Genomic DNA, 22,761 nt, shown 5'->3' with positions numbered 1-22,761 from the left:
AGAGACCCATGAACTTCACCCCAAGCGCAGCCTTTTTGGCCGCCTTCTCGCTGATGGCGGGGTTGGCCCAGGCCGACACCGTCCTGTCCGTCACCACGGACGGCAATGCCGAAACCGTCACGGCGATCGAGGCCCTGACCAAGGCCTATACCGCCGCCCATCCCGACGTGACCTTTGAAATCGAAAACCGCCCCGGCGGCGCCGAGGGCGACAACCTGGTGAAAACCCGGCTTGCGACCGGTGAGGCGGGCGACATCCTGCAATACAACTCCGGCTCGCTGTTTCAGGCGCTGGACCCCGCCCGCAACCTGGCCGACCTGTCCGACATCCAGACCCATGTGCTGGACAGCTTCAAGACCGTGGTGACGGCCCCCGATGGCACGGTCCGCGGCGTGCCCTTTGGCGCGGCGATGGGCGGCGGGATCTATTACAACAAGAAGATCTATGCCGACCTTGGCCTGTCGGTTCCCAAATCCTGGGACGAGTTCATGGCCAACAACGCCAAGATCAAAGAGGCCGGCAAGGTCGCCGTCGCCACGACCTTTGGCGACACCTGGACTTCGCAGCTCTTCGTTCTGGGCGATTACTTCAACGTCCAGGCAGAAGTCCCCGATTTCGCCGCGAACTACACGGCCAACAAGGCGAAATATGCCTCGACCCCGGCGGCGATGCGCGGCTTTCAGTATCTGGAGGACGTCTTCAAGGGCGGCTACATGAACGAGGACTTCGGCGCCGCCAAGTTCGATGACGGCGTGCGCATGGTGGCCACGGGTGAGGCCGCGCATTACCCGATGCTGACCTTCGCCTTGGGCAACATCAAGCAGAACTTCCCGGAAAACCTTGAAGACGTTGGATTTTTCGCCCAGCCCGGGCCTTCGGCTGACAAAAATGGCCTGACCGTCTGGATGCCTTCGGCGCTTTATATTCCCGCGGCTTCCGAACATCAGGCCGAGGCCAAAGACTTCCTGTCCTTCGTGGCTTCGGTCGAGGGCTGCAACACGATGATCGGCGCCATCGGGGCGACCGGGCCCTATCTGATCAAGGATTGCGCCCTGCCCGCCGAGGTTCCGGCCGCCGTGGCCGACATGCTGCCCTATTTCCAGGCCGGCGCCACGGCCCCTGCGCTGGAATTCCTGTCGCCGATCAAGGGCCCGGCGCTGGAACAGATCACGGTCGAAGTGGGCTCGGGCATCCGTCCGACCGCCGAGGCCGCCGCGCTTTATGACCAAGACGTCGAAAAGCAGGCCAAGCAGCTGGGCTTGCCCAACTGGTAAGGCCCGCCTTTGGCCCAAAGAGGGCCCCCGCATGTCGGGGGCCCTCCCTCCCCGCCCCGCCGCGCGATGCGGCCCCCCAGCGAGACCCCATGATCCGCCAAAAATCCCCCTATCCCTATTGGTTCGTGCTTCCGGCCGCGGTGGTCTTTGTGACCCTTTTCCTGGTGCCGACGCTGGCAAGCCTGTGGTTTTCGCTGACCCGCTGGGACCTTTTTACCGCCCATTTCATAGGCTTGGACAACTACCGGCAGTTCTTCAAGGAACCCTTCCTGATCCAGGGCCTTGGCAATACGCTGGTCTATGCCGTGCTGACATCAGTGTCGAAATCGGTGCTGGGGCTTTTGTTGGCGGTGCTGCTGACAAGCGGCATCCTGTGGCAAGGCTTCCTGCGCGCCGTGGTGTTTTTTCCGGTGCTGGTGTCGACCATCGGGATCGGCATCACCTTTGCCGCGCTGATGCATCCGACCAAGGGGGCGATCAATGTGGCGTTGGCCTGGGTCGGCATCGACGGGCCGGCCTGGCTGTCGGACCCGGCGCTGGCGCTGTATTCCGTGGCTTTCATCGACCTGTGGAAGGGCGTGGGCCTGGCGACGCTGATCTATATTGCGGGCCTCGCCGCGATTTCGCCCGATTACTACGAGGCCGCGCGCATCGACGGCGCAACCCGCCTGCAGCAGTTCTGGCGCGTGACCGTGCCGCTGGTGCGCCCCGCGACCGTGACCGTGGTGACGCTGTCCCTGATCGGCGGCCTGCGCAGTTTCGACATCATCTGGGCCACGACCAAGGGGGGGCCGGGCTTTGCCTCTGACGTCCTGGCCTCGGTCATCTACAAGCAATATCAGGCCGGGTTTTACGGGCTGGCGACGGCGGGCAACGTGATCCTTTTCGCGCTGATCGCCCTTATCATCCTGCCGCTGACCTGGTGGCTGAACAAGCGGGAGGTCGACCTTTGAAACCGCACCAACGCAACGCGGGCCTGGCCGCCCTGGCCGTGGCCTTTGTGGTCTTTATCCTGCCCTTTCTCTTTACCTTTCTGATGGCGGTGAAAACCAAGAAAGAGGCCGCGCTTTTCCTGTTTTCATGGCCGTCGGAATGGCAGTTCTGGGCCAATCTGACAGAGGTGGTCAAGGCGCGCAACTACATGCTTTTGCTGGCCTATTTCAACTCTACGCTGATCACTTTGGCGGCGGTGTCGGGGCTTGTGGTGATGGGCGCCATGGTCGGCTATGTGCTGCAACGCAGGGCGTCGGGCTGGAACCGGCTGATCTATGCGGGGGTCCTGATGGGGCTGATGGTGCCGCCCGCGGTCGTCCCGACCATCTGGGTCCTGCAGGGCTTGGGGCTGTTCAAGACGATTCACGGCATGGTCCTGATCCAGATCGCCTATGGGCTGTCCTTCTCGATCCTGCTGTATCGGTCGTTCATCGGCACGATCCCCCGCGACCTGGACGAGGCTGCCCGCATCGACGGCGCCCGCCCCTGGGAGATCTTTTTCCGCGTCATCCTGCCGCTGCTGAAACCGGTGACTGTCACCCTGATCGTCGTGCAATCCATCGCGATTTTCAACGACTTCACCAATCCGCTGTATTACCTGCCGGGCAAAGAGAATGTGACCGTGCAGCTGACCTTGTTCAACTTTCAGACCCAGTTTCAAAGCCAGTTCAACCTGTTGTTCATGAATATCCTCCTGGTGACGATCCCGCCTTTGCTGGTCTTCATCTTCTTCAATCGCCAGATCGTCGCGGGCATGACCGCGGGCGGGGTGAAAGGCTGACACATGTCCTCTGTTATCTTGAAAAACCTGAAGAAATCCTTTGGCGCCGTGGGCGTGATCAAGGGCATCGACCTGCTCATCGAACCAGGTGAATTCTGCGTCTTTGTCGGCCCCTCGGGCTGCGGAAAGTCGACGCTTTTGCGTCTGATTGCCGGGCTGGAAGAGGCGAGTTCGGGCGTCATCGAAATCGCGGGGCGGGAAGTCACCGATGCCGAACCCTCCGAGCGCGGGATCGCCATGGTGTTCCAAAGCTATGCTTTGTATCCCCATCTGACGGTGCGCGAGAACATCGGTTTTGGCCTGTCGCTGGCGCGTCTGCCCAAGGCCGAGATTGCGGCCAAGGTCCAGGCTGCGGCAGAAATCTTGCAGCTGGGGCCGCTTTTGGACCGCAAACCCAAGGCCCTGTCGGGGGGGCAACGCCAGCGCGTCGCCATCGGGCGGGCCATGGTGCGCGACCCCAAAGTGTTTTTGCTGGACGAGCCCCTGTCCAATCTGGATGCCGCCCTGCGCGCCCAGATGCGGATGGAGCTGACCGACCTGCACCGCAAATTGGGCGCCACGATGATCTATGTAACCCATGATCAGGTCGAGGCGATGACCATGGCCGACAAGATCGTCGTGTTGAACGGGGGGCGGATCGAACAGGTCGGCTCACCGATGGAGCTGTATAACGCGCCGGTCTCGCCCTTTGTTGCGGGCTTTATCGGCAGTCCCAAGATGAACCTGGTCCCGCGCGACGGGGGCACCTTTGGCATCAGGCCCGAACACCTGGACCTGTCAACCAGTGCGGGCCTTTGGGAGGGCACGGTGCGCCATGTCGAAAGGCTGGGCGCCGAGAGCATCCTTTACCTGGCCACGCAAGAGATGGGCGAGTTGACCATCCGCATTCAGGGACAAGATTGCCCGGCCCTTGGTGCGCGTGCTTTCGCGACGCCACAGCCGGGCCGGGCCTTTCACTTTCAGGCCGCCTGACGTTTGCGGCCAGAGTTGTTGTCGATGCGGAAGACGGCCACCATCTCGGCCAGGTCGCGCGATTGGGCCCGCAGCGCCAGGCAGGATTCGGTCGTCTGCTGGGCCATGGCGGCATTTTTCTGCGTCACCTGGTCCAGCTGACCGACGCCGATGTTGATTTCGCCCACCGCGGCGGATTGTGCCCCGGCGCCCTTTGCGATGCCGGAAATCAGCTGGGTGATGTTCTGCACCCGGTTGGCGATCTTGGACAGGGCCTCACCGGCGTTCGACACCAGACCCACACCGCGTTCGACCTGCTGGGCCGACCCGTTGATCAGCGACTTGATTTCGCGCGCGGCCTCGGAGGACCTTTGCGCCAGCGCTCGCACTTCCGAGGCCACGACGGCAAAGCCGCGGCCCGCCTCGCCCGCCCGTGCCGCCTCGACGCCCGCATTCAGGGCCAGAAGGTTGGTCTGGAAGGCGATGTCGTCGATCACCCCGATGATCGTGGAAATCTGACCCGAGAAGCGTTTGATATCCTGCATCGCGGCCACGGCATTTTCGACCACGGCGCCGCTTTGCGAGGCCTCCGCCTCGGCGGAATGGACGATGCCTTCGACCTCTTGCGTGGAATTGGCGGCCGAGCGCACGTTGGAATGAAGCTCTTCCATGGCGGCGGCCGTCTCTTCCAGGGTCGCGGCCTGGTTTTCGGTGCGCTGCGACAGATGGGTCGTCTGCTGGCTGATGTCATTGGCCGAGGTCTCGATCCGGCGCGCGGTATCGACCACCGACTTCAACACCGCCCCCAACCGCTCCAGCGCGGAATTGTAGTTGTCGCGCAGCTCTTCATAGCCGGCGGGGATGCTGGCGGGCAGGCGCACCGTCAGATCGCCCTGCGCCAGTTGCCGCAAGCTGGCCGACAGATCCTCGACCACGATGGCCTGATCCGCCTGATCCATCTCGCGCTGCTGGCGTTCTTTTTCGGCCATGCTCAGGTTGTGCCGCATGACATCCAGCGATTGCGCAATGCGGCCGGCCTCGTCCGACCGGGTCCGGCCCGGAATCTCGGTCACGAAATCGGCATTGGCGACGCCATCCATCGCGGTGGCCAGCGACTCCAGCGGCTTTTTCAGGCTGCGGTTCAGATACCAACCGACAGCGCCCATCAAGGTCAGAAAGACCACGCCGGCAAGGATGATCGCCCGGGTCTGCTGCGCCCCATAGGAAGCCTCAAGCCCCGCCGATGTCCACTGCATGGCCACAGCCCCGGCCAAAGCGCCCTTTTCGCCAAAAACCGCCGGCGAGGCGAGGAAAAGGCCCGTTGCATCCCGCTCCAGCTGGCCGGAGGCCATGGCTTTCTTGGCAAGGTCGGCAAAGATCGCCGTCGTCGCAGGGTCCGGGCTGCCCAGGACGGCGCCCGGCGCACCCTCGGCGCTGAAGGCCTGCGCGGCCTCCAGCTTGTCGCCGATTTGCGCCTTGAAGTCGGTGAAAGCGGTCTGGATGATCGCCGTCTTGCCGAATTTCAGCGCCCCCGAAAGGTCGCTGGCGACCCCCATGGTCGCGGCAGCGGCCAAGTCACGCAGCCCGTTCCTGGCGACATCCTGAAGGAGAGTGGCCGCGTTGAACGTGACCATCCCGGCGACCAAAGCGGTCGTCACGGCCATCGCCGTCAGGCATTTCTGAAAGATCGTTAGCCCCTTGAAGGGCGTTTTGCCTGGTTTGGCCATGCGACACTCCCCCTTTGCGGATTACATCAAGGACTCGGCATTCACCCCGACGGTCAAGGTGCCGATGGCTTCGCCCGTCGCCGGATCGGTGATCGTCACCGAAATCTGACCCGAATAGATCTGGGTCGACTCGTCCAGTTCGACATCCGAGAACAGGACGCCGTCCTTGCCCTTGGTGAAAACCTCGGAGAACTTGGGCTCGTCGCCCTGCCAGAAGTCAGAGGTCGGCTCGGATGCGGCGACGTTCAGACCCTTGGCATCGGTCACGAAAGCCTCGGTCACAGCGCCGGCCGAGGCCTCGACTTGCGCGCGCAGGAAGTCCGACGCGGCATTGGTCAGGACGGGCGAGATCGTGGGTTGGGCGGCGGCCCCGACCTCTGCCTTCCAGGCGGCGTCAAGTTCGTCGATCTTGGCCTGATCATAGGCCGCACGTTCCGCATTGGCGGCCTTGATCGCCTCGACCAGGGCGGGATCACTGGCCCAGGGGCGGATCGAGGCGTTCAAATACGCCTCTTCCGCGGCCTGGAAATCGGCGGCATTGGCCATAGAGGCCATCAGCGCAAAGGGGAGCAACAAGGAAAAACGACGGACCATGGGAGCCTCTTGGTTGAGCGAAACATCGCGTCTTTGCCGCGATTAGCAGCAAAAATCGCATGAGAAACTTGCCAACCGATTAATTCAGCCCCGATCCGCCCGGATTCTTTCCGCCCGTTCAATCTGCAACGCCTGCGCCGCATCAACCCTTTGAAAATGAACCCCATCCCCCGGCCTGACGCGCGCCAGCGCATCCAGATCGGCATCCAGAATCGTTGCAATTTTAGGATAGCCGCCGGTGGTCTGGTGGTCGGCCATCAAGACCGTGGTCCCCCCCTCGCCATTCACCTGCACCGAGCCGCGCAACAAAGGCTCGGAGGGGATCGACAGCGCGCCCACCGGCACCAGCGCCGGCCCCTGCAGCCGAAGCCCCATCCGGTCGATGGCCGTCGAAACCACGAAACGCGCGGAAAAAAAGGTCTTCAGGTCCGCGGCGGCAAAGAACCGGTCCTGCGGCCCCGCCACCGCCCGGAACACCCGGCGCGGCCGTGCAAAAACCGGACAGGGCAGGATCGCATCGGGCAAAAGCCGCGGGGCCTGCACCTCCAGCACCTGGCCCGTCGTCAGCCGCCCGCCGCCCAGACCCGAGGGCCCATGCGTCGCCTGCGCGCCCAGCCAGTCCGGCGCCAGAACCCGCCCCGCAACCGCAACATAGGTCCAGGCGCCCCAAAACCCGGGCCGCAGCCGCAAAGTCTCGCCCTCCTGCAGCGTCAGAACCTGCCAGGAGCCGCCCTTGCCGCCATGCTCGGCGATGAAGCCGCCACCGGCCAGCGCCAGGCTGACCGCGCCATCCAGCGCCTGCAGCGCAAGGCCGCCAAGTGACACCTCGATGGCCGAGGCGCTCTCTGCCGCCCGCGTCGCGATGGCAAAGGCCGCGCGGTCCATCGGCCCCGAGGCGGGCACGCCAAAGCGCAGCATCCCCGGGCGCCCGCGGTCCTGCAGCGTCACATGCGGGCCGGCGAAAACCACCTTCAACCGGGTCATGGCGCGAACCGGACCGTGTCGCCGACCGCGAACAGAAAGGGGCGGCGGGCGTCGCCGGTCAGGACCTTGACCGGGCTGTGGCCGATGATCCACCAGCCGGTGGGCATGGTCAGCGTGGTGATCAGGCATTGCCCGCCCGCGATGATGACCGACCCCGCCGGCACATCGCGCAGCGGCGCGGTCTTGCGGTCCAGCCGCAGCGCGGGCGGCAGGCCACCCAGATAGGCATAGCCGGGCGCAAAGCCGTAAAGACAGACCTTATAGGTCGCCGCCGCATGAAGGGCCGCGACCTTTGGCGGCGTCAGCCCGGTCCGCGCGGCGACCTCGGCCAAGTCCGGACCGTCATAGGTGATCGCGACCTCATGGGCCTGACCGGCCCGGCTTTGCGCCTGGATCGGCAAGGTCGACAGGTGCCGGGCGATGGCCTCGGGATCGGTCCGCAGCGGGTCAAAGGTGATCAACAGGTTGACAAAGGCCGGCACGGTTTCGACCAATCCGTCGAAGGGATGGGCGCGCAGGGCGGCATCCAGGTCCAGCACCGCCGCATGGGCGAGGTCCGAGATCGCCTCGGCATATTCGACCAGAAGGGCGTGACCGGCAACCGGACGCAGATGGGGCGTCATGCGAAGGGCGCCAGGGTGACGCCCTCGGCCAAGAGGCGCGCGCGCAGGTCTTGGGCCAGGCTCAGGGCCTCGGCGCTGTCGCCATGGATGCAGATCGACTGCGCCTTCAAGGCCAGCGGCGCGCCGGTCGTGGGCATGACCCCGCTGCGCAAAAAGCCCAGGATGCGGTCGACCGCGGCTGGACCATGAAGCATCGCATCGGGCCGGCTGCGCGGCACAAGCCTGCCATCGGGCAGATAGGCGCGGTCGGCGAAAATCTCGGCAAAGACCGGGTGGCGGGCCTCTTGCGCCGCAAGCTGTTGCGCGGTGCCCGAAATCGCCAGAAGCGGCAGGTCGGGCGGCAGGGCGGCCACCAGGGCGCGGGCGACCTCGGGGCTTTCGGCGGCAAGATTGGCCAGGGCGCCATGCGCCTTGACATAGGCCACCCTTGTCCCCGCCAGCCGCGCGATGCCCTGCAGGGCGCCGATCTGGGCGGCAACCATCCGCGTGATCTCGGCCGGGGTCATGGGGATGACGCGACGGCCAAAGCCCATCGGATCGGCATAGCCGGGATGGGCGCCGACGGTCACGCCCCGCTCCCGCGCCAGAACCAGGGTGCGATACATGGTCTCGGGGTCGCCGGCATGGCCACCACAGGCGACATTGGCCGAGGTGACAAGCTGCAACAGCGCGGCATCGGGGCCCATGGACCAGGGGCCGAAAGCCTCGCCAAGATCGGAGTTCAGGTCGATGTTCATGGCGCCATGGAAGCGGAAGCCGCGGCGCGGGGCAAGGGGGAACCGCGCGCTTGCACGAAAGCCGCCCTAGGCGATGCGGCGCAGCGGGGAGGGGTTGGGCGCAAGAGGGGCGTGATGGGGCGCAAGCGGCGATTGGTGGGGCGCTAGCGCCTGGGCCAGGTCCAGAGCCTGCCGGTCGGCCAGCACCAGCGTCGCCAGGTGACGTTCGGCGATCAGGGCGTGACGCTCTGCCTCGGGCACAAGACCTGCGCCCGCCCCTTGCAGGCTCAGCGCCGCAGCCAGCCCGCCCGCCCCCTCTTGCAGGGTCCGCGCATCCGCCACCGCATCGCGCAGCGTTTCTTGCAGACCGGCCGCTTCCCGGCCCCGGGCCCCGCCCCCCTGCGGCGCCCATTGTGACAAGATCGCCCCAAACTTCTGCCGCAGCGCTTCGTTCATGTCCTGACGCGGGGGACGCCCCGCCGCCGCCGCCTCCAGCGAGGCCAGCACCGCCGATTGCCCCGCCGAGATCCGCACCAGCGCCGCCGTCAACCGGCCCGAGAGATTGCCCTTGACCCAGGTCGGCGGCGCCCCCGTCGCTTCGGCGATCTGTTCGGCAAGCCGCACCGCCGCCTCCAGCCCGCGGCCAAGCCGCGACAGGCCCAGCATCACCAGGCCAAAGCCAAGGACAAGCGCCCCATCGACCATCAGCACCAGCGTCATCCGCCAATCCGCCGCCGCCTCTTGGGCTGCGGCCTCGACCGCGCGGCGGCCGGTCTGCATCAGCCGCGCAAGGCCCGACAGACCCTCTTGGCGCTGGCGGTCCAGCGGGCGCAACTGCGTCTGAAAGATCGTTTCGGCCGTGTCCTGCCCGCCATCACGCACCAAAACCTCCATCTGGTCGTCCAGCGCCTGCAACTCGGCCATCAGATCACGCAGCGGGACCATCGCGGGCACGGGATCGGCGGGTAGCCGCGACAGCGCGTCCGCCATCTCGGCCCGGGCGAGGGCGGCCGCGGCCAGTTGACCCGTCACATAACCCGGCGCGGGGTCCAGCAGAGCGTTCTTCTGTGCGGCCGCAACCCCATTCAAGGCGGCCTTTGCCCGGGCCACCGCCAGGGCATTGCCGGTCTGCGCCGCCACATCATCCAGCGTCGCGATGATTTCGGCGCGCAGGGAAGGCATCTGCTGGGTCGCCAGAACCACAGCCTCGCCCAAGGTGTTGCGGGAGGAGATCGACACCAGCCGCGCGCGCAGGTCCGCCGCCTGTTTCGCCTGAAGCTGCAGGTCGGCGACAAGGGCCCCCTCGGCCCCTTGCGCCAGCCCGGCCAGGGTCGAGATCGCCAGCGCCTCTTTCGTGTCGGCGGCCAGGAGTTCGACGGCCAGCCCGGCCTTGTCCGCCTGGGTCCGGGCCTGCAGATGGGCCAGGATCAGACCCTGGGTCTGGAACGGCAAGGCGCCCAGCGTCGCCATCGCCTCGACCGCGCGATCCTGCCGCGTCAGGGCCGCAACCGAGGCCTGGACCTGCCGATCCAGAGCCGAGATCGACAGGACCGTCACGGCCCCCATCACCCCGGCCATCAGGGCGAAAGCGGCGAAGAGTTTGAAACGCAAGGAAATGTTCATGACGGCCTCCTGTCTTGTCAGGCAGTATGGCCGCGTCAGGGTTAACGTGGGGTTTAGAACGAAAGCGGATCGCGCAGGGTTGCCCCCGCGCGGCCAGCTAAAGTCGCAGCGCGCCCAGACGATGGGTCAGGTCAGGCGGCACAGGCGTGCCCGTCAGAAGGTTGGCGCCATTGCCCAGGGGCTGCGCGCCGGTCAACAGCGCCAGCGCCAGCGCCGAAGCCACACAGGGCGCCGCCGAGGACGTGCCCGACCGCACCGCAACTCCGCCGCTGCTTGTGGCCAGCGACAGGACCCCCTTGCGGACATTCCCGCGGTCCGCAGGCGCCGAGACATCGACGCCGCGCCCCATCCCCGCCGAGGAATAGCGCGCCGGTCGCCCCGTCGCATCGACGCTTCCGCCGACGTTCAACGACACAACTTGCGTCGCCAGCCCGTTCAGCCCGTCGCGGCGCGAGATCATGGCGCCGTTGTCCTCTTGGCCCGGGGCGCCCCAGACGTCAAAGGGCGCATGGGCCGGGTCGATCAGCCGCGACTGGCGGGCGCCGGTATGGCCCATGTCCTCGTCGCGCTGGATGCGGACCTGCACCACGCCCCGGGCCGTCGCAGGCCTGCGCACCGCGATCCGCCATTCCCCAGCCGGGGCAGGCCCATGCGGCAGCGGAGGCCGCGCCTTGGGCTCGGTCGGCGCCAGGCAAAACGTCGCCCGCCAGCGCCCGCGCTGCTGGTCCAGCATCGCAAGGCCGACCGTCCGCCCCTCGACCGTCACATCCTGCCAACCGGGCGCGCTTAGCGTCACGGCCTGACCATTCGGCGCGGTCAGCGAGACCTGATACCCCTCTGGACCGCCCGGCAACCAGACCTCGGCAAAGGACGAGGTCATGTCGCAGGGCGGCGCGAACCAGCCGATCGCAGCCTGACCCGCCACGAAATGCCCATCCTCCAGCCGCGCCGAAAGCTGATGGTTCAGCATGTTGCCCGAGGGCAGCACCAAAAGCGTTGGCGCAAGGGTTCGGCGGTGGGTGATGATCTCGGCCAGGGCGGCCTCGATGGGCGAGGACCCGTCATGCGGCCCACCCGACCAACCCAAAGAGATATTGACCACAACCGGCACGGCGGGCAGGCCATGGGCCGCGGCGATGCGGTCGGCGCGGTCAAAGATGTAATGCAGCGCCGACAGAAGGAACATGTCGGTGCCAAAGCCAGAGGTGTCCCACAGCGCGGTCGCGGGCAGATCGACCGCCACAAGCCGCACCTGATCCGGGCCTTGGGCTGCGGTGCCAAGCACATGGGTGCCATGGGTCACGCGCCGCGCCAGGGGCATCGGCGGACGGTTGGCCCCGCCCAGAAGGCCCGCCGCGCGGTAAAGGCTGTCTTCATCCGCCCCCGCGATCTGATCCCGCGTGAACTCGCGGCCAAAGGGCACGGGCTGGCCCGGCCCCGCCAAGGCCGATTGCGACCAGCAATAGTCCATCCGGTCGCGCAAGGCCTGGTGGGCAAAGCCGATGCCGTGGTCGATCACGCCCACCACCACCAGCGGCGTTCCCGCGGCCAAGGCGGGCGCTTGCGGCATGGCGGGCGCGGTGCCTTGGTTGATCGTCTCGGAGCGCAGCGGGAAGTTCAGCCGCAGATGCCGCGGCCTGGGCGGCAGAAGACCCAGCATCGTGGCCAGGCTGGCCGGATCATGGGCCGACAGCGGCGTGACCTGCCCCGGCTCCAGGAAGAAGGGCAAGAAGGTCGGGTGAAAGCTGTCCGGACGCCACAGCGGCGGCAGGCGCGGTTTCATGGTCACGCCATCGGCCCGCAACAGGCTGCCCAGCGCGGTCAGGGGATTGCGGACCGGGGTCGGGAACTCGGCCAGGCAAGACAGGCTGGGCGAGGCGTCCAGCCAAAGCCCCGGCAGGTCATAGGCCTGGCCGGGGCCGTAAAGCCAACGCTCATGCGGGCCAAGATCGGACAATTGGGTCATGGCGCGGCCTCACAGAGTGAATTCGCGGGCGGCCTCGCCCCAGGCCCAGGCCCAAAGCGGATCGCCCGCGACCGGGACGGGGTTGCCTTGGCCCGCAGCCGTCCACAGCGCCTTGGTGTCGTCGTAAAGATAGTCGCGGGCCGGGTCGGTGTTGGGGTCAAAGGGGGCAAGATCGCGCACCGAACCGCCCCCCGTCGCCATGGCCACCAGGATGCGGCCGATCTGCAGCCCCAACCGAGCGCCCGCCGCGGAATCCATCGGGTAATGCACGCCCGCCACCGTGCGGTTGCAGGCGATGCGCTGCGCCGCGCGGTAAACCAGGTCGACCCGCGCCGCCGCATCGCCGAAATGGGCGGGGGTCGACAGGATCAGCGCCTCGGCCACCACGGCCATGGCCATGGCCTGAGCCGCATGGCCGGAAGGATAGGCGCCATGGCCCGGCGTGCCGATCAGGGGGGCCACCCGCACATCCAGTTCAGCCGGGCGGCGGACGGCAAAGACATGTTTCGCCACCATAGTCAGCGGCCCGGCGATGGCCGGCACCAGGGACAAAAGCTCTAGCGTTTTGGGATTGCGCGCCGCGGTCAGGCCCATCAGATGCCCGAAATAGGCGGTAAAGGCGTCCATCTGGCTGAAGACCTCGGCGCTGCGGTCGCTGCGCTGATCGGCGTAATAGCGCACGAGGTCGCATTGCCGGGCCAAGGTGGCCGCATCGGGCGGCAAAAGCGTGGCCACCGTGTTGCCGCCCCAGGTCAGCGAGACGAAATCGCCCGCCGGATCGACCGCATGGCCCGCCTTGGCCGCCACCGCCCCTTGCAGCAGCATCCCCCGCACTTCGGGCGCCCAGCGCCGCATGTGGGTGGCGCTGTTCCGGGCCAGGGGCGCAATCCCCGCCTCGGGCAAGGGCGCAAGGCCCGCCGCGTGCATCATGGCCTCGGCGGCGGATTGCTGGCCCGACTCGGCCCCCGGCCCCGCCGCGCCCAAGCCGTGCAATCCGTGCAGCCCGTGCAGACCATGAAGGCCATGCAGCCCGTGCAAACCATGCAGGCCGTGAAGACCATGCAAACCGTGCAATCCGTGTTGAGTGTTAAACGTCGACATCAAATCCCCCTTGGGTTTCAGGAAATCAGGTCAGGCCGGCCTCCAGCAGGGCAGAGACGACCCTTTGTCCAATCTTCGCCTCGGCGGCCGGATGGGTGCGGCGATATTGCGCCACCGAAAACCCCGGCTGCCTGCGTTTCAACTCGTTCGCCACCTGGCGCGCCTCGCCGCCCCGTCCCAGGTGATGCAGCGCGCAAATCTTCGCCCGCAGCGTCGAGATATGCCGGTCGTTGCGCGCCAGGGACCGGTCCGCCAGCTCTAGTGTGCGGGTCCAATCCTCGGCCGCGGCATAGGCGGTCGAGGCCATGGCGTCGTAGAAATAGCCAAAGGGATCGACCGGAGAGAGCCGGATCGCCTGTTCCGCCCGCATCACCGCCCCCGCCCCGTCATCGCGGTAAGCCGCAAGCACCGAGGACAAAAGCCAGGCCAGGCTTTCATTCGGATTGAGGTCCAGCGCCGTGTCGAACCGCGCCCCCGCCGTATCCAGCCGCTGAAACAGGTTGTTCATCACCACCCCGTCGATGGTCAGGGCAAATGTGTTATCGGGGTCGATGGTCAGCGCCTCTTCGGTGGCGGCCATGGCGCGGCCCGCGTCGCGCAAGGTGTCATCCGACCAGCCGTTGAAGATCGCCATCACATACCACTCCGCCAGCCAGGCATGGGCTTCGGGCACGGCGGGGGCGCGGCGGATCGCCTCTTCGATCAGCTCACGCGATTTCGAGAATGACGACAGCCGCAGTTCATGCATCATCCCCACCCCGGCAATCAGCGGGTGGTGATCGGCCAGCGCCTTCAGGCTGCGGCCGCGGGCATGGGTCAGCGCCTCGGTTGCGACGGTGCGGCCGATGGCGCGGACGATCTCGGCCACGGAATCGGCATCGGGGGCCAGGAAATCGGCCATGCGACCCTGGGCCTGACGGGTCCACAGGATGCGCCCGGTGGCCACGTCGATGCAATCGGCATCCAGCACGACCTTTTCGCCCAGGACCCTTAGGCTGCCCAAGACGGCGTAATCCACCCCCAGGGCCCGGCGCAGACGCTGGGTGTCGGGCCGCTGCGCGCTGATCTCACGCGAGGACAGGTGGGAAATCACCGTCAGCAGCGGGCTGCGCGACAGGGCGCGGCAGATTTCCTCGGCCAGCCAGTCGCCCAGGACCGTGTGGATCGCCTCTCCGGCCACCAGGCGAAAGGGCAGGATCGCGATGGCGGGCAGGATGGCGCGGGCCGCGGGCGCAGGCGCCGCCCCGCCGCGCAACAGGGCGAAATACTGGTCCGGCGCCTGGCGGATGCCCTGCAGCCAGTGGTTGAAGTCGTCGTCGCGGATGTCGATGCCCTCCAGGAACTCTCCGGCGCTGGGGGCCCCGGTGAATTCGACCTTCGACAGGTCCAGCGTGATTTCGGTGTTGTCGACCTTTAGCAGCAGGTCAAAGGCGCCGCCCATCTCGGTGCGCAGCTTGGACAGGGCGGTGCGCAGCGACTGGCGCCCGCCGTCATGGGCCGAGGCGCCCCAAAGCATGTTCAGCAACCAGACCCGCGTCCGCCGCCCGCCATTGGCCGTGGCCAACAGCGCGAAAAGCGCGCGGTGCTTGGCTGGCTTGACCTCGAAGGCGCCGCTTGGGGCGGTTCCGGTCACGCTGCAGGCGCCAAAAAGGTTGATATGCAAGATTTTGGTCATTACAGGCCCAGGTCCACCCACACCGGACTGTGAACCCCGCCCCGCCACCGGGCAAGACCTTTGACGCTTTTTTAACATCGCATGTCGCATCGCAGGCGCCATGATCGCCCCATTGCAGGGCGGACGAACGAATGACAGGATTTGAGATGCGAGACGGTTCCGGTATTGCCCGCGAGGCCAGGACGACCTTGGCCCGCGCGCGAGACGTGGCGGATTTTCAAAACAGATGGACCGAATTCCGGCCCGTGGCGCTGGGGGCGCTGCGCAATCCGATGCTGACGGCCGATGAGGCGGACACTTTGGGCTGGATGATCGAGGTCATGGACCGCATCGGCGCCCGCGACATTCAGGACCAGGCGCCCTAGGCCGTCCGTGGCGGGCGACATCTGGGGGGGGCATTTGCGCATCAGCCCTTGAAACCTTGGCCGGAAAGGGCGATGTCAGGGCGGCTGATCAGGAGGTTTCCCATGCCGCACTACCGTTCCCGCACGACGACCCATGGCCGCAACATGGCCGGAGCCCGTGGCCTTTGGCGCGCGACGGGGATGAAGGATGGCGATTTCGGCAAGCCGATCATCGCGGTGGTGAACAGCTTTACCCAGTTTGTCCCGGGCCATGTGCATCTGAAGGACATGGGCCAGCTGGTCGCGCGCGAAATCGAAAAGGCCGGCGGCGTGGCCAAGGAATTCAACACCATCGCCGTCGATGACGGCATCGCCATGGGCCATGATGGGATGCTTTACAGCCTTCCGAGCCGCGAGCTGATCGCCGACAGCGTCGAATACATGGTCAACGCGCATTGCGCCGATGCCATGGTCTGCATCAGCAACTGCGACAAGATCACCCCCGGCATGCTGATGGCCGCCATGCGGTTGAACATCCCCGTCGTGTTTGTGTCCGGTGGCCCGATGGAGGCCGGCAAGGTCGTCATCAAGGGCAAGGAAGTGGCTTTGGACCTGGTCGACGCCATGGTCTCGGCCGCCGATGAAAGCTATTCGGATGAAGAGGTCGAGGCGATCGAAAAGGCCGCCTGCCCGACCTGCGGGTCGTGCAGCGGCATGTTCACCGCCAATTCGATGAACTGCCTGACCGAGGCTTTGGGCCTGTCGCTGCCGGGCAACGGGTCCACCCTTGCGACCCATGCCGACCGCAAGCGCCTGTTCGAAGAGGCCGGCCATGTGATCGTGGACATCACCAAGCGCTATTACGAGGGCGAGGACGCTTCGGTCCTGCCGCGCAACATCGCGACCAAAGAGGCGTTTGAAAACGCCATCGCCCTGGACATCGCCATGGGCGGATCGACCAACACGGTGCTGCATATCCTGGCCGCGGCCCATGAAGGCAGCGTCGATTTCACCATGGCCGATATCGACCGCATGTCGCGCAAGGTGCCCTGCCTGTGCAAGGTCGCGCCCGCCAAGCAGGATGTCCATATGGAGGACGTCCACCGCGCCGGTGGCATCATGGCGATCCTGGGTCAGCTGGACAATGCCGGCCTGTTGCACCGCGAGGTGCCCACGGTTCATGCGCGGTCTTTGGGCGCGGCCATCGACAAATGGGACATCAGCCGGACCAACCAAGAGGACGTGCGCCAGTTCTTCATGGCGGCGCCGGGTGGGGTCAGGTCTGCCACGGCCTTTACCGCCACCGGGCGCTTTGCCGAACTGGACCTGGACCGCGAACATGGCGTGATCCGCTCGGCCAAGACGCCGTTTTCCAAGGATGGCGGGTTGGCCGTGCTGACGGGGAATATCGCGGTCGATGGCTGTATCGTGAAGACCGCCGGGGTGGATGATTCAATCCTGGTCTTCTCGGGCCCGGCGCGGGTCTTCGACAGCCAGAACGCATCGGTCGAGGCGATCTTGTCGAACAAGATCGTGGCCGGCGATGTCGTGGTGATCCGCTATGAGGGGCCAAAGGGCGGCCCGGGCATGCAAGAGATGCTGTATCCGACGAGCTATCTGAAGTCACGGGGCCTGGGGAAGGCCTGCGCGCTGTTGACCGATGGGCGGTTTTCGGGCGGGACCTCGGGCCTGTCGATTGGGCATGTCAGCCCCGAAGCGGCGGGCGGCGGGGTCATCGGACTGGTCCGCGAGGGCGACATGATCGACATCGACATCCCGAACCGCAAGATCTCGTTGCGGGTGTCGGATGAGGTCTTGGCGGCGCGGCGGGCGGAACAGGACTTGGCGGGGTGGAAGCCTGCAAAGGCGCGGCCGCGGAAAGTGTCTCAGGCGCTGAAGGCCTATGGGATGTTTGCGTCCTCGGCGGATCGGGGCGCGGTGCGGATCTTGCCGGACGAGGTGTGAGCGGGTCCGGTTGGGATCAAAGGCATGAAATGCCTTTGATCCCAACCGGAGGACGCGGGGGGCTGCCGCCCCCCGCACCCCCTGCCTCAGGGGCTTTCACAGCCCCTGAGAACCCCGTGGGATATTTCTGAAAAGATGAAATCAGGCGGCTTTGGGCGAAAGCTCCAGGCCGCCTTCGTGTTCCAGGAAGGCCACGACCTGGTCAATGCCGAGGCCATGGCGGATGCGGGCCATGACATAGGGCTTGGTGCCGCGGGCGCGCTTGGTGTCTTCCTCCAGCAGCACGGGATCGACGCCGACATGGGGGGCAAGGTCGGTCTTGTTGACCACCAACAGGTCGGATTTCGTCACGCCCGGGCCCTTTTTGCGCGGGATGTCCTGACCGGCGGCGGTGTCGATGATGTAGATGCTAAGGTCGGCCAGTTCCGGCGAGAAGGTGGCCGAGAGGTTGTCGCCGCCGCTTTCGATCAGGATCAGGTCCAGGTCGGGGAACTGGCGCCGCAGGTCGGCCACGGCCGAAAGGTTGATGCTGGCGTCCTCGCGGATCGCCGTATGGGGGCAGCCGCCGGTTTCCACGCCGCGGATGCGGTCAGAGGGCAGGACCTGGGCGCGGGTCAGGTAATCGGCATCCTCACGCGTGTAGATGTCATTCGTGATCACCGCCATGGAACAGCGATGCGCCAGCGCCCGGCACAGCTGTTCGGTCAGCGAGGTCTTGCCAGCGCCGACCGGGCCGCCGATGCCGACTTTGAGGGGACCGGTGGATTGGGGACCGGTGTGGGTCATGTGCGGAAAATCCTTGGTTGCAGGGTTTCATGCGCCATGGCGGCGAGGTCGGCCGTCAGATGGGCCGAGGTGAGGCCTTGCGGGTTTGGGGCGAAACTGGGGGCCACAAAACTGGGAGCCAGCCGGGCCAGGACCTGCTGGCCCTGGGTCGCAGCCAGCGGCAAAAAGCGCACGGCGGCCGAGATCAGCTGCGCCGCAAGGGCCTGAAGATACAGCGCCACGACCTCGGCGGTTTCCAGTGGCAGGGCGGCGGTGGCGGCCCCCAGCGCCACGGGATAGGGCAGGTCCGGGCAGTCCAGCCCCAGCGCCCGGGCACAGACGGCGAAGGCCGCGCCCTGGTCGCGCAATTCGGCCGCGCGTTCGCCCGAGGTGGCATAGGCCAGGGCCAGGGCGGCCAGCGCGGGCAAGTCGGCTCCGGGCGCGCGGGCCTCGGCGACAAAGGCGGCGTCGATCCGGCCAGAGCCATACAGGATGACACCCTCGACCCAAGCCTCAAGCGAGGCCGCGTCATGGACCGTGGCCAAGCCTGTGGCCTGAACCATGGCGACCTCTAGCCCCTGGGAATAGGCGTAGCTGCCAACCGGAAAGGCCGGCGACAGCAGCTGTGTCAGGATCAGCCGCGCCTGAGGCTGCGGGATCGCCGGGGATGGGTTGACACTATGCGCCAAGACAGCGGCCGAGGGCGCGTCATCCGGGGGGCGCAAGGAAGGACTGCCCGCCCCCGTTATCTCCCCGGCTATCTCCCCTGCCATCTCGTCCGCCATCGCGTCCGTCATTTCATCGCAAAGGGGAAAAGCGGGACCGGGGCGGCAGGGTCAAAGGCGGGGGCGTGGCTGTGCCCCCCGTGACTGTGCCCCCCGTGACCATGTTCCCCGTGACTATTTTCCCCATGGCTATTTTCCCCATGGCTGTGGCCCATGGTTCTGCCATGGCCATAGGCGCCGCCTTCGGGGGTGAAGGGCTCGATCGCGCGGGACAACGTCGCGCCAAGCTGCGCCAACATCGCCTCGATCACGTGGTCCTGACGGATGAGCAGGCGCGCGGCCTCGATCTGGCAAGGCGTGTGGCGGTTGCCGATATGCCAAGCCAGCCGCGCCAGGTCGCCCTGGATCACCACGACGGGCTCTTCGGCGGCAATGACCTGGATCAGGCGGCCATCGTCCAGCCCAAAACAGTCGCCGTGGTTCAGCGACAGGGTCTCGGCCAGGTTGACCATGAAGCTAAGGTCATGCGCCGTCACAAGGCGCTTCCGGCGCAAGAAGCGTTCGTCATAGGTCAGGGTCACATGGTCATGCGCCGTGACGCCCTTGGGGCTGCGGATCACTTGGCGGGCTGTGGTCAGAAGGCTCATGGTCAATACAGGAAATAGCGTTGGGCGAGGGGAAGCTCGCTTGCGGGTTCACAGGTCAAAAGTTCGCCATCGGCGCGGACCTCATAGGTTTCCGGGTTCACCTCGATATGGGGCTTGGCGCTGTTGTGGATCATGCTGGACTTGCCGATCTTGCGGGTGTTTTCCACCGCGACCAGCGATTTGGCCAGACCCAGATGCGCCAGACCGTCGGCCTGTGCGGCCTGGCTGACAAAGATCACCGCGTTGCGTTCGACCGCGCGGCCCATGGCGCCGAACATCGGACGGGAATAGGTCGGCTGCGGCGTCGGGATAGAGGCGTTCGTATCGCCCATCTGCGCACAAACGATCATGCCGCCGATCAAGACCATCTCGGGTTTGGCTGCGAAAAACGCCGGGAACCACAGGACGAGGTCGGCGCGTTTGCCGACCTCGATGGAGCCGATGTGGCGGCTCATCCCCTGGGCGATGGCGGGGTTGATCGTGTATTTCGCGATATAGCGCTTGGCGCGGATGTTGTCGTTGTCGCCCTTTTCATCGAACAGGCGGCCGCGTTGGAGTTTCATCTTATGGGCGGTCTGCCAGGTGCGGGTGATGACCTCGCCCACACGCCCCATGGCCTGACTGTCAGACGACATGATGGAAAATGCGCCCATGTCATGCAGGATATCCTCCGCCGCGATGGTCTCGCGGCGGATGCGGGATTCCGCGAAGGCCACGTCCTCGGGGATCGACTGGTCAAGGTGATGGCAGACCATCAGCATGTCCAGATGCTCTTCCAGCGTGTTGACGGTATAGGGCATCGTCGGGTTGGTCGACGAGGGGATGACGTTTTCCGCAGCCACGACCTTGATGATGTCGGGCGCATGGCCGCCGCCCGCGCCCTCGGTGTGAAAGGCATGGATCGTGCGGCCCCGGATCGCGGCCATGGTGTTTTCCACGAAGCCGGATTCATTCAGCGTGTCGGTGTGGATCATCACCTGCACATCCATATCGTCGGCCACCGAAAGACAGCAGTCGATGGCGGCGGGCGTCGTGCCCCAATCCTCATGCAGTTTCATGGCGCAGGCGCCGGCGCGCACCATTTCCACCAAGGCCTCGGGGCGGCTGGCATTGCCCTTGGCGGACAGGCCGAAGTTCATGGGCAAGCCGTCCAAGGCCTGCAGCATCCGCCCGATGTGCCAGGGGCCCGGCGTGCAGGTCGTGGCCAAAGTCCCATGCGCGGGGCCGGTGCCGCCGCCCAGCATCGTGGTGATGCCGGAATGGAGCGCGTCCTCGACCTGACCCGGAGCGATGAAGTGGATATGGGCGTCAAAGCCGCCGGGGGTCAGGATCTTGCCCTCTCCGGCGATGATCTCGGTGGACGGGCCGATGATGATGGTGACGCCGGTTTGCGTGTCGGGGTTGCCCGCCTTGCCGATGCCCGCGATGCGCCCGTCGCGCAGGCCCACATCGGCCTTGTAGATGCCCGAGTGGTCCAGGATCAGCGCATTGGTGATGACGGTATCCGCCGCCCCCCCCGCGCGGGGGATCTGGGACTGGCCCATCCCGTCACGGATCACCTTGCCGCCGCCGAACTTGACCTCTTCGCCATAGGTCGTCAGGTCGCGTTCGACCTGGATGATGATATCCGTATCGCCAAGGCGCACCCGGTCGCCCGTGGTCGGCCCATACATCGCCGCATAATCGGCGCGCGGGATTTTATAGGACATTCACAGCGCTCCCATCACTTTGCCGTTGAAACCCCAGACCTGACGCAGCCCGCCATAGGGCACCAGATGCACTTCGCGCGACTGGCCCGGTTCAAAACGCACTGCGGTGCCGGCCGGGATATCCAACCTTTGGCCCCGCGCGGCCTCGCGGTCGAAACTGAGCCCCGGGTTGGTTTCGGCAAAGTGGTAATGGCTGCCGACCTGGATCGGACGGTCGCCGGTGTTGGCCACGATCAGCGTGGTGACGGGGGCGCCGGTGTTCAACTCGATCTCGCCGGGGGCGGTCAGGACTTCTCCCGGTATCATCGCCGCACCTTGACGACGACATAGACCACGGCGGCCACGGCGATGCCCATGAGAAGCAGGTGGTCGGGCTCGGTCAAGAGGTGCAAGAGACCCGCGTGGCTGTGGTCGCCCTGATGGGCAAAGGCCGGAGCGGGGATCAAGGCAAGGAGGGCAAGACGCTTCATATGGGGCCTCAACGGATCGGGTGATGGACGGTGACAAGCTTGGTGCCGTCGGGGAAAGTCGCTTCGACCTGGACGGAGTGGATCATTTCGGGGATGCCCGCCATGCATTGATCCGCCGTGATCACATGGGCGCCGGCCTGCATCAGGTCGGACACGGAACGGCCATCGCGGGCGCCTTCGACGACGAAATCGGTGATCAGCGCCACGGCCTCGGGGTGGTTCAGCTTGACGCCGCGGGCCAGGCGACCACGGGCCACCATGGCGGCGACGGAAACGAGCAGCTTTTCGCGCTCGCGGGGGGTCAGGTTCATATCGTGCCTCCGCTGGACCAGACGCGCGGCAGGGGGCGTCCGGAGAATTGAGTGATGACGGCGGCCATCTGGCGCCGCAGGGTCAGGCCGCTGGTGGCGGCAATGCGGACCAGGGCGCGCCCATCCCAGGCCGAGAATTCCAGCCGCGCGCCGTCGATTTGCACCGGGCGGGGCATGTCCTGGGCCGCCCTTGCGACCAGGGCCACGACGCCAAAGGCCGTGGCGCCGCCCAGAAGCACGGGGCGAGAAAGCGTCTCGGGCGACAGCATCTGGCCCTCGGCCCAGACCGGCACACCGTCGCGGCGCACCATGCGGGTGTCGGACAGGCGGGCGCGGGTCAGATGTTCGCCCATGGCGTGACGGCCCAGCACCAGGCTTTCGCACACCAGAACCTCGGCCTCGCCCAGCAGGTCGATTTCCGTCGTTCGGTTCAGGTGGCTGGCCTCGAAAAGGATGGTTTCCTGCGGCAGCCAATGGAGGCTGGCGCGGTCGACATGGGCGCGGAAGGTGACATGGGCGGCGGGGCCTTGGGACTGATAGGCGCGCTCGGCCGTCTGGGTCGTGGCGCTGACCTGGGCGCCCGGGGTCAGGGTCAAGGACAGGTCCAGACGGTCGCCCCCGGTCAACCCGCCGGAGGTGTTCAGAAACACGACCTCGGGCCGGTCGGTGACACGCGGCAACAGCACCTTGGCCGAGCCCTGTTGCGCCAGATCGACCAGCCGCGTGGTGCCGCGCAGGCCAAAGGCCACATGGGCCCGGCCTTTGGCGCGTTGCATCTGGATGGGGGCGGCGTCGAGCATCTGTCCTCCGGTTTGCG

Annotated in this window: 23 protein-coding genes; 6 read left to right on the top strand and 17 right to left on the bottom strand. The window is 66.3% G+C overall.

Annotated elements, in window-relative coordinates; all coding sequences use genetic code 11:
* Positions 1 to 8: 8 nt before the first annotated feature.
* The 4 genes from NX862_RS07245 to NX862_RS07230 all read left to right on the top strand — a co-directional run bounded on the left by NX862_RS07245 (position 9) and on the right by NX862_RS07230 (position 4,020).
* Entirely contained in the window at positions 9 to 1,274 is a 1,266-nt protein-coding gene (locus tag NX862_RS07245) for an ABC transporter substrate-binding protein (RefSeq protein WP_264493216.1), read from the top strand.
* An 89-nt stretch (positions 1,275 to 1,363) separates the two neighbouring features.
* A complete protein-coding gene (locus NX862_RS07240; RefSeq protein ID WP_264493215.1) occupies positions 1,364 to 2,227 on the top strand; it encodes a carbohydrate ABC transporter permease in 864 nt (287 codons plus the stop codon).
* A complete protein-coding gene (locus NX862_RS07235) occupies positions 2,224 to 3,048 on the top strand; it encodes a carbohydrate ABC transporter permease (protein ID WP_264493214.1) in 825 nt (274 codons plus the stop codon). Before NX862_RS07240 ends, NX862_RS07235 begins: the two co-directional genes overlap by 4 nt.
* A gap of 3 nt (positions 3,049 to 3,051) precedes the next feature.
* Positions 3,052 to 4,020 carry an ABC transporter ATP-binding protein gene (locus NX862_RS07230; protein ID WP_264493213.1) on the top strand — a complete coding sequence of 323 codons (969 nt, stop codon included), beginning with the start codon at positions 3,052 to 3,054 and terminating at the stop codon, positions 4,018 to 4,020.
* On the opposite strand, the gene NX862_RS07225 is transcribed toward NX862_RS07230, so the two are convergent.
* The 9 genes from NX862_RS07225 to NX862_RS07185 all read right to left on the bottom strand — a co-directional run bounded on the left by NX862_RS07225 (position 4,008) and on the right by NX862_RS07185 (position 15,008).
* On the bottom strand, positions 4,008 to 5,726 hold the full coding sequence (locus tag NX862_RS07225; protein ID WP_264493212.1) for a methyl-accepting chemotaxis protein: 1,719 nt from the start codon (positions 5,724 to 5,726) through the stop codon (positions 4,008 to 4,010). The two genes, NX862_RS07230 and NX862_RS07225, sit on opposite strands and share 13 nt — an antisense overlap.
* A gap of 21 nt (positions 5,727 to 5,747) precedes the next feature.
* Positions 5,748 to 6,320: a hypothetical protein gene (locus tag NX862_RS07220; protein WP_264493211.1), complete on the bottom strand. Its 573-nt coding sequence runs from the start codon at positions 6,318 to 6,320 to the stop codon at positions 5,748 to 5,750.
* 84 nt (positions 6,321 to 6,404) lie between these two features.
* Entirely contained in the window at positions 6,405 to 7,304 is a 900-nt protein-coding gene (locus NX862_RS07215; protein ID WP_264493210.1) for a 5-oxoprolinase subunit C family protein, read from the bottom strand.
* Complete coding sequence (locus NX862_RS07210; protein ID WP_264493209.1) at positions 7,301 to 7,927, bottom strand: 5-oxoprolinase subunit B family protein; 627 nt, start codon at positions 7,925 to 7,927, stop codon at positions 7,301 to 7,303. The genes NX862_RS07215 and NX862_RS07210 overlap by 4 nt, the downstream gene beginning before the upstream one ends.
* Positions 7,924 to 8,664 (bottom strand): LamB/YcsF family protein, encoded by a 741-nt coding sequence (locus NX862_RS07205; RefSeq protein WP_264493208.1) that lies wholly within the window; start codon positions 8,662 to 8,664, stop codon positions 7,924 to 7,926. Before NX862_RS07205 ends, NX862_RS07210 begins: the two co-directional genes overlap by 4 nt.
* Before the next feature lie 66 nt (positions 8,665 to 8,730).
* The gene (locus tag NX862_RS07200; RefSeq protein ID WP_264493207.1) at positions 8,731 to 10,266 is read right to left on the bottom strand and encodes a hypothetical protein; all 1,536 of its coding nucleotides are present in this window, start codon (positions 10,264 to 10,266) and stop codon (positions 8,731 to 8,733) included.
* Positions 10,267 to 10,363: 97 nt separating this feature from the next.
* Positions 10,364 to 12,232, bottom strand: a complete 1,869-nt coding sequence (locus tag NX862_RS07195) for a S8/S53 family peptidase (protein ID WP_264493206.1) — start codon at positions 12,230 to 12,232, stop codon at positions 10,364 to 10,366.
* Between the two features lie 9 nt (positions 12,233 to 12,241).
* Complete coding sequence (locus NX862_RS07190; protein ID WP_264493205.1) at positions 12,242 to 13,333, bottom strand: phosphatase PAP2 family protein; 1,092 nt, start codon at positions 13,331 to 13,333, stop codon at positions 12,242 to 12,244.
* Positions 13,334 to 13,358: 25 nt separating this feature from the next.
* The gene (locus NX862_RS07185) at positions 13,359 to 15,008 is read right to left on the bottom strand and encodes a hypothetical protein (RefSeq protein WP_264493204.1); all 1,650 of its coding nucleotides are present in this window, start codon (positions 15,006 to 15,008) and stop codon (positions 13,359 to 13,361) included.
* A 146-nt stretch (positions 15,009 to 15,154) separates the two neighbouring features.
* Between NX862_RS07185 and NX862_RS07180 the strand changes: the two genes are divergently transcribed.
* Together NX862_RS07180 and ilvD are read left to right on the top strand one after the other, a co-directional pair.
* Positions 15,155 to 15,373 carry a hypothetical protein gene (locus NX862_RS07180; RefSeq protein WP_264493203.1) on the top strand — a complete coding sequence of 73 codons (219 nt, stop codon included), beginning with the start codon at positions 15,155 to 15,157 and terminating at the stop codon, positions 15,371 to 15,373.
* 102 nt (positions 15,374 to 15,475) lie between these two features.
* Positions 15,476 to 17,317, top strand: coding sequence for a dihydroxy-acid dehydratase (gene ilvD / locus NX862_RS07175; protein WP_264493202.1), 1,842 nt, complete (start codon positions 15,476 to 15,478; stop codon positions 17,315 to 17,317).
* A 141-nt stretch (positions 17,318 to 17,458) separates the two neighbouring features.
* Here the strand turns inward: ilvD and ureG are convergent, their stop codons facing one another.
* The 8 genes from ureG to NX862_RS07135 all read right to left on the bottom strand — a co-directional run bounded on the left by ureG (position 17,459) and on the right by NX862_RS07135 (position 22,744).
* A complete protein-coding gene (gene ureG, locus NX862_RS07170) occupies positions 17,459 to 18,103 on the bottom strand; it encodes an urease accessory protein UreG (protein WP_264493201.1) in 645 nt (214 codons plus the stop codon).
* The gene (locus NX862_RS07165; protein ID WP_264493200.1) at positions 18,100 to 18,771 is read right to left on the bottom strand and encodes an urease accessory protein UreF; all 672 of its coding nucleotides are present in this window, start codon (positions 18,769 to 18,771) and stop codon (positions 18,100 to 18,102) included. Before NX862_RS07165 ends, ureG begins: the two co-directional genes overlap by 4 nt.
* A gap of 104 nt (positions 18,772 to 18,875) precedes the next feature.
* Positions 18,876 to 19,454, bottom strand: a complete 579-nt coding sequence (locus NX862_RS07160; RefSeq protein ID WP_264493199.1) for an urease accessory protein UreE — start codon at positions 19,452 to 19,454, stop codon at positions 18,876 to 18,878.
* Positions 19,455 to 19,456: 2 nt separating this feature from the next.
* Positions 19,457 to 21,163, bottom strand: coding sequence for an urease subunit alpha (ureC, locus tag NX862_RS07155; protein ID WP_264493198.1), 1,707 nt, complete (start codon positions 21,161 to 21,163; stop codon positions 19,457 to 19,459).
* A complete protein-coding gene (locus tag NX862_RS07150) occupies positions 21,164 to 21,469 on the bottom strand; it encodes an urease subunit beta (protein ID WP_264493197.1) in 306 nt (101 codons plus the stop codon).
* Complete coding sequence (locus tag NX862_RS07145) at positions 21,466 to 21,633, bottom strand: hypothetical protein (RefSeq protein WP_264493196.1); 168 nt, start codon at positions 21,631 to 21,633, stop codon at positions 21,466 to 21,468. Before NX862_RS07145 ends, NX862_RS07150 begins: the two co-directional genes overlap by 4 nt.
* 8 nt (positions 21,634 to 21,641) lie before the next feature.
* A complete protein-coding gene (locus NX862_RS07140) occupies positions 21,642 to 21,944 on the bottom strand; it encodes an urease subunit gamma (RefSeq protein ID WP_264493195.1) in 303 nt (100 codons plus the stop codon).
* Complete coding sequence (locus NX862_RS07135) at positions 21,941 to 22,744, bottom strand: urease accessory protein UreD (RefSeq protein ID WP_264493194.1); 804 nt, start codon at positions 22,742 to 22,744, stop codon at positions 21,941 to 21,943. The genes NX862_RS07140 and NX862_RS07135 overlap by 4 nt, the downstream gene beginning before the upstream one ends.
* Between the last annotated feature and the right edge of the window lie 17 nt (positions 22,745 to 22,761).

Origin of the sequence: Stagnihabitans lacustris, from assembly GCF_025950525.1 — a bacterium.
Taxonomy (GTDB): domain Bacteria; phylum Pseudomonadota; class Alphaproteobacteria; order Rhodobacterales; family Rhodobacteraceae; genus Stagnihabitans.
The sequence above is the reverse complement of the archived record's forward strand: the minus strand, read 5'-3'. Positions and strand labels throughout refer to the sequence as shown.

Bases quoted from the DNA above. Each gene is read 5' to 3' on its own strand.
- NX862_RS07220 (WP_264493211.1), bottom strand. From the start codon at position 6,320: ATGGTCCGTCGTTTTTCCTTGTTGCTCCCCTTTGCGCTGATGGCCTCT.
- NX862_RS07210 (WP_264493209.1), bottom strand. From the start codon at position 7,927: ATGACGCCCCATCTGCGTCCGGTTGCCGGTCACGCCCTTCTGGTCGAA.
- NX862_RS07135 (WP_264493194.1), bottom strand. From the start codon at position 22,744: ATGCTCGACGCCGCCCCCATCCAGATGCAACGCGCCAAAGGCCGGGCC.
- NX862_RS07180 (WP_264493203.1), top strand. From the start codon at position 15,155: ATGCGAGACGGTTCCGGTATTGCCCGCGAGGCCAGGACGACCTTGGCC.
- ureC (WP_264493198.1), bottom strand. From the start codon at position 21,163: ATGTCCTATAAAATCCCGCGCGCCGATTATGCGGCGATGTATGGGCCG.
- NX862_RS07160 (WP_264493199.1), bottom strand. From the start codon at position 19,454: ATGAGCCTTCTGACCACAGCCCGCCAAGTGATCCGCAGCCCCAAGGGC.
- NX862_RS07215 (WP_264493210.1), bottom strand. From the start codon at position 7,304: ATGACCCGGTTGAAGGTGGTTTTCGCCGGCCCGCATGTGACGCTGCAG.
- NX862_RS07185 (WP_264493204.1), bottom strand. From the start codon at position 15,008: ATGACCAAAATCTTGCATATCAACCTTTTTGGCGCCTGCAGCGTGACC.
- NX862_RS07230 (WP_264493213.1), top strand. From the start codon at position 3,052: ATGTCCTCTGTTATCTTGAAAAACCTGAAGAAATCCTTTGGCGCCGTG.
- ureG (WP_264493201.1), bottom strand. From the start codon at position 18,103: ATGACCCACACCGGTCCCCAATCCACCGGTCCCCTCAAAGTCGGCATC.
- NX862_RS07145 (WP_264493196.1), bottom strand. From the start codon at position 21,633: ATGAAGCGTCTTGCCCTCCTTGCCTTGATCCCCGCTCCGGCCTTTGCC.
- NX862_RS07195 (WP_264493206.1), bottom strand. From the start codon at position 12,232: ATGACCCAATTGTCCGATCTTGGCCCGCATGAGCGTTGGCTTTACGGC.
- NX862_RS07245 (WP_264493216.1), top strand. From the start codon at position 9: ATGAACTTCACCCCAAGCGCAGCCTTTTTGGCCGCCTTCTCGCTGATG.
- ilvD (WP_264493202.1), top strand. From the start codon at position 15,476: ATGCCGCACTACCGTTCCCGCACGACGACCCATGGCCGCAACATGGCC.
- NX862_RS07200 (WP_264493207.1), bottom strand. From the start codon at position 10,266: ATGAACATTTCCTTGCGTTTCAAACTCTTCGCCGCTTTCGCCCTGATG.
- NX862_RS07190 (WP_264493205.1), bottom strand. From the start codon at position 13,333: ATGTCGACGTTTAACACTCAACACGGATTGCACGGTTTGCATGGTCTT.
- NX862_RS07140 (WP_264493195.1), bottom strand. From the start codon at position 21,944: ATGAACCTGACCCCCCGCGAGCGCGAAAAGCTGCTCGTTTCCGTCGCC.
- NX862_RS07225 (WP_264493212.1), bottom strand. From the start codon at position 5,726: ATGGCCAAACCAGGCAAAACGCCCTTCAAGGGGCTAACGATCTTTCAG.
- NX862_RS07205 (WP_264493208.1), bottom strand. From the start codon at position 8,664: ATGAACATCGACCTGAACTCCGATCTTGGCGAGGCTTTCGGCCCCTGG.
- NX862_RS07150 (WP_264493197.1), bottom strand. From the start codon at position 21,469: ATGATACCGGGAGAAGTCCTGACCGCCCCCGGCGAGATCGAGTTGAAC.
- NX862_RS07240 (WP_264493215.1), top strand. From the start codon at position 1,364: ATGATCCGCCAAAAATCCCCCTATCCCTATTGGTTCGTGCTTCCGGCC.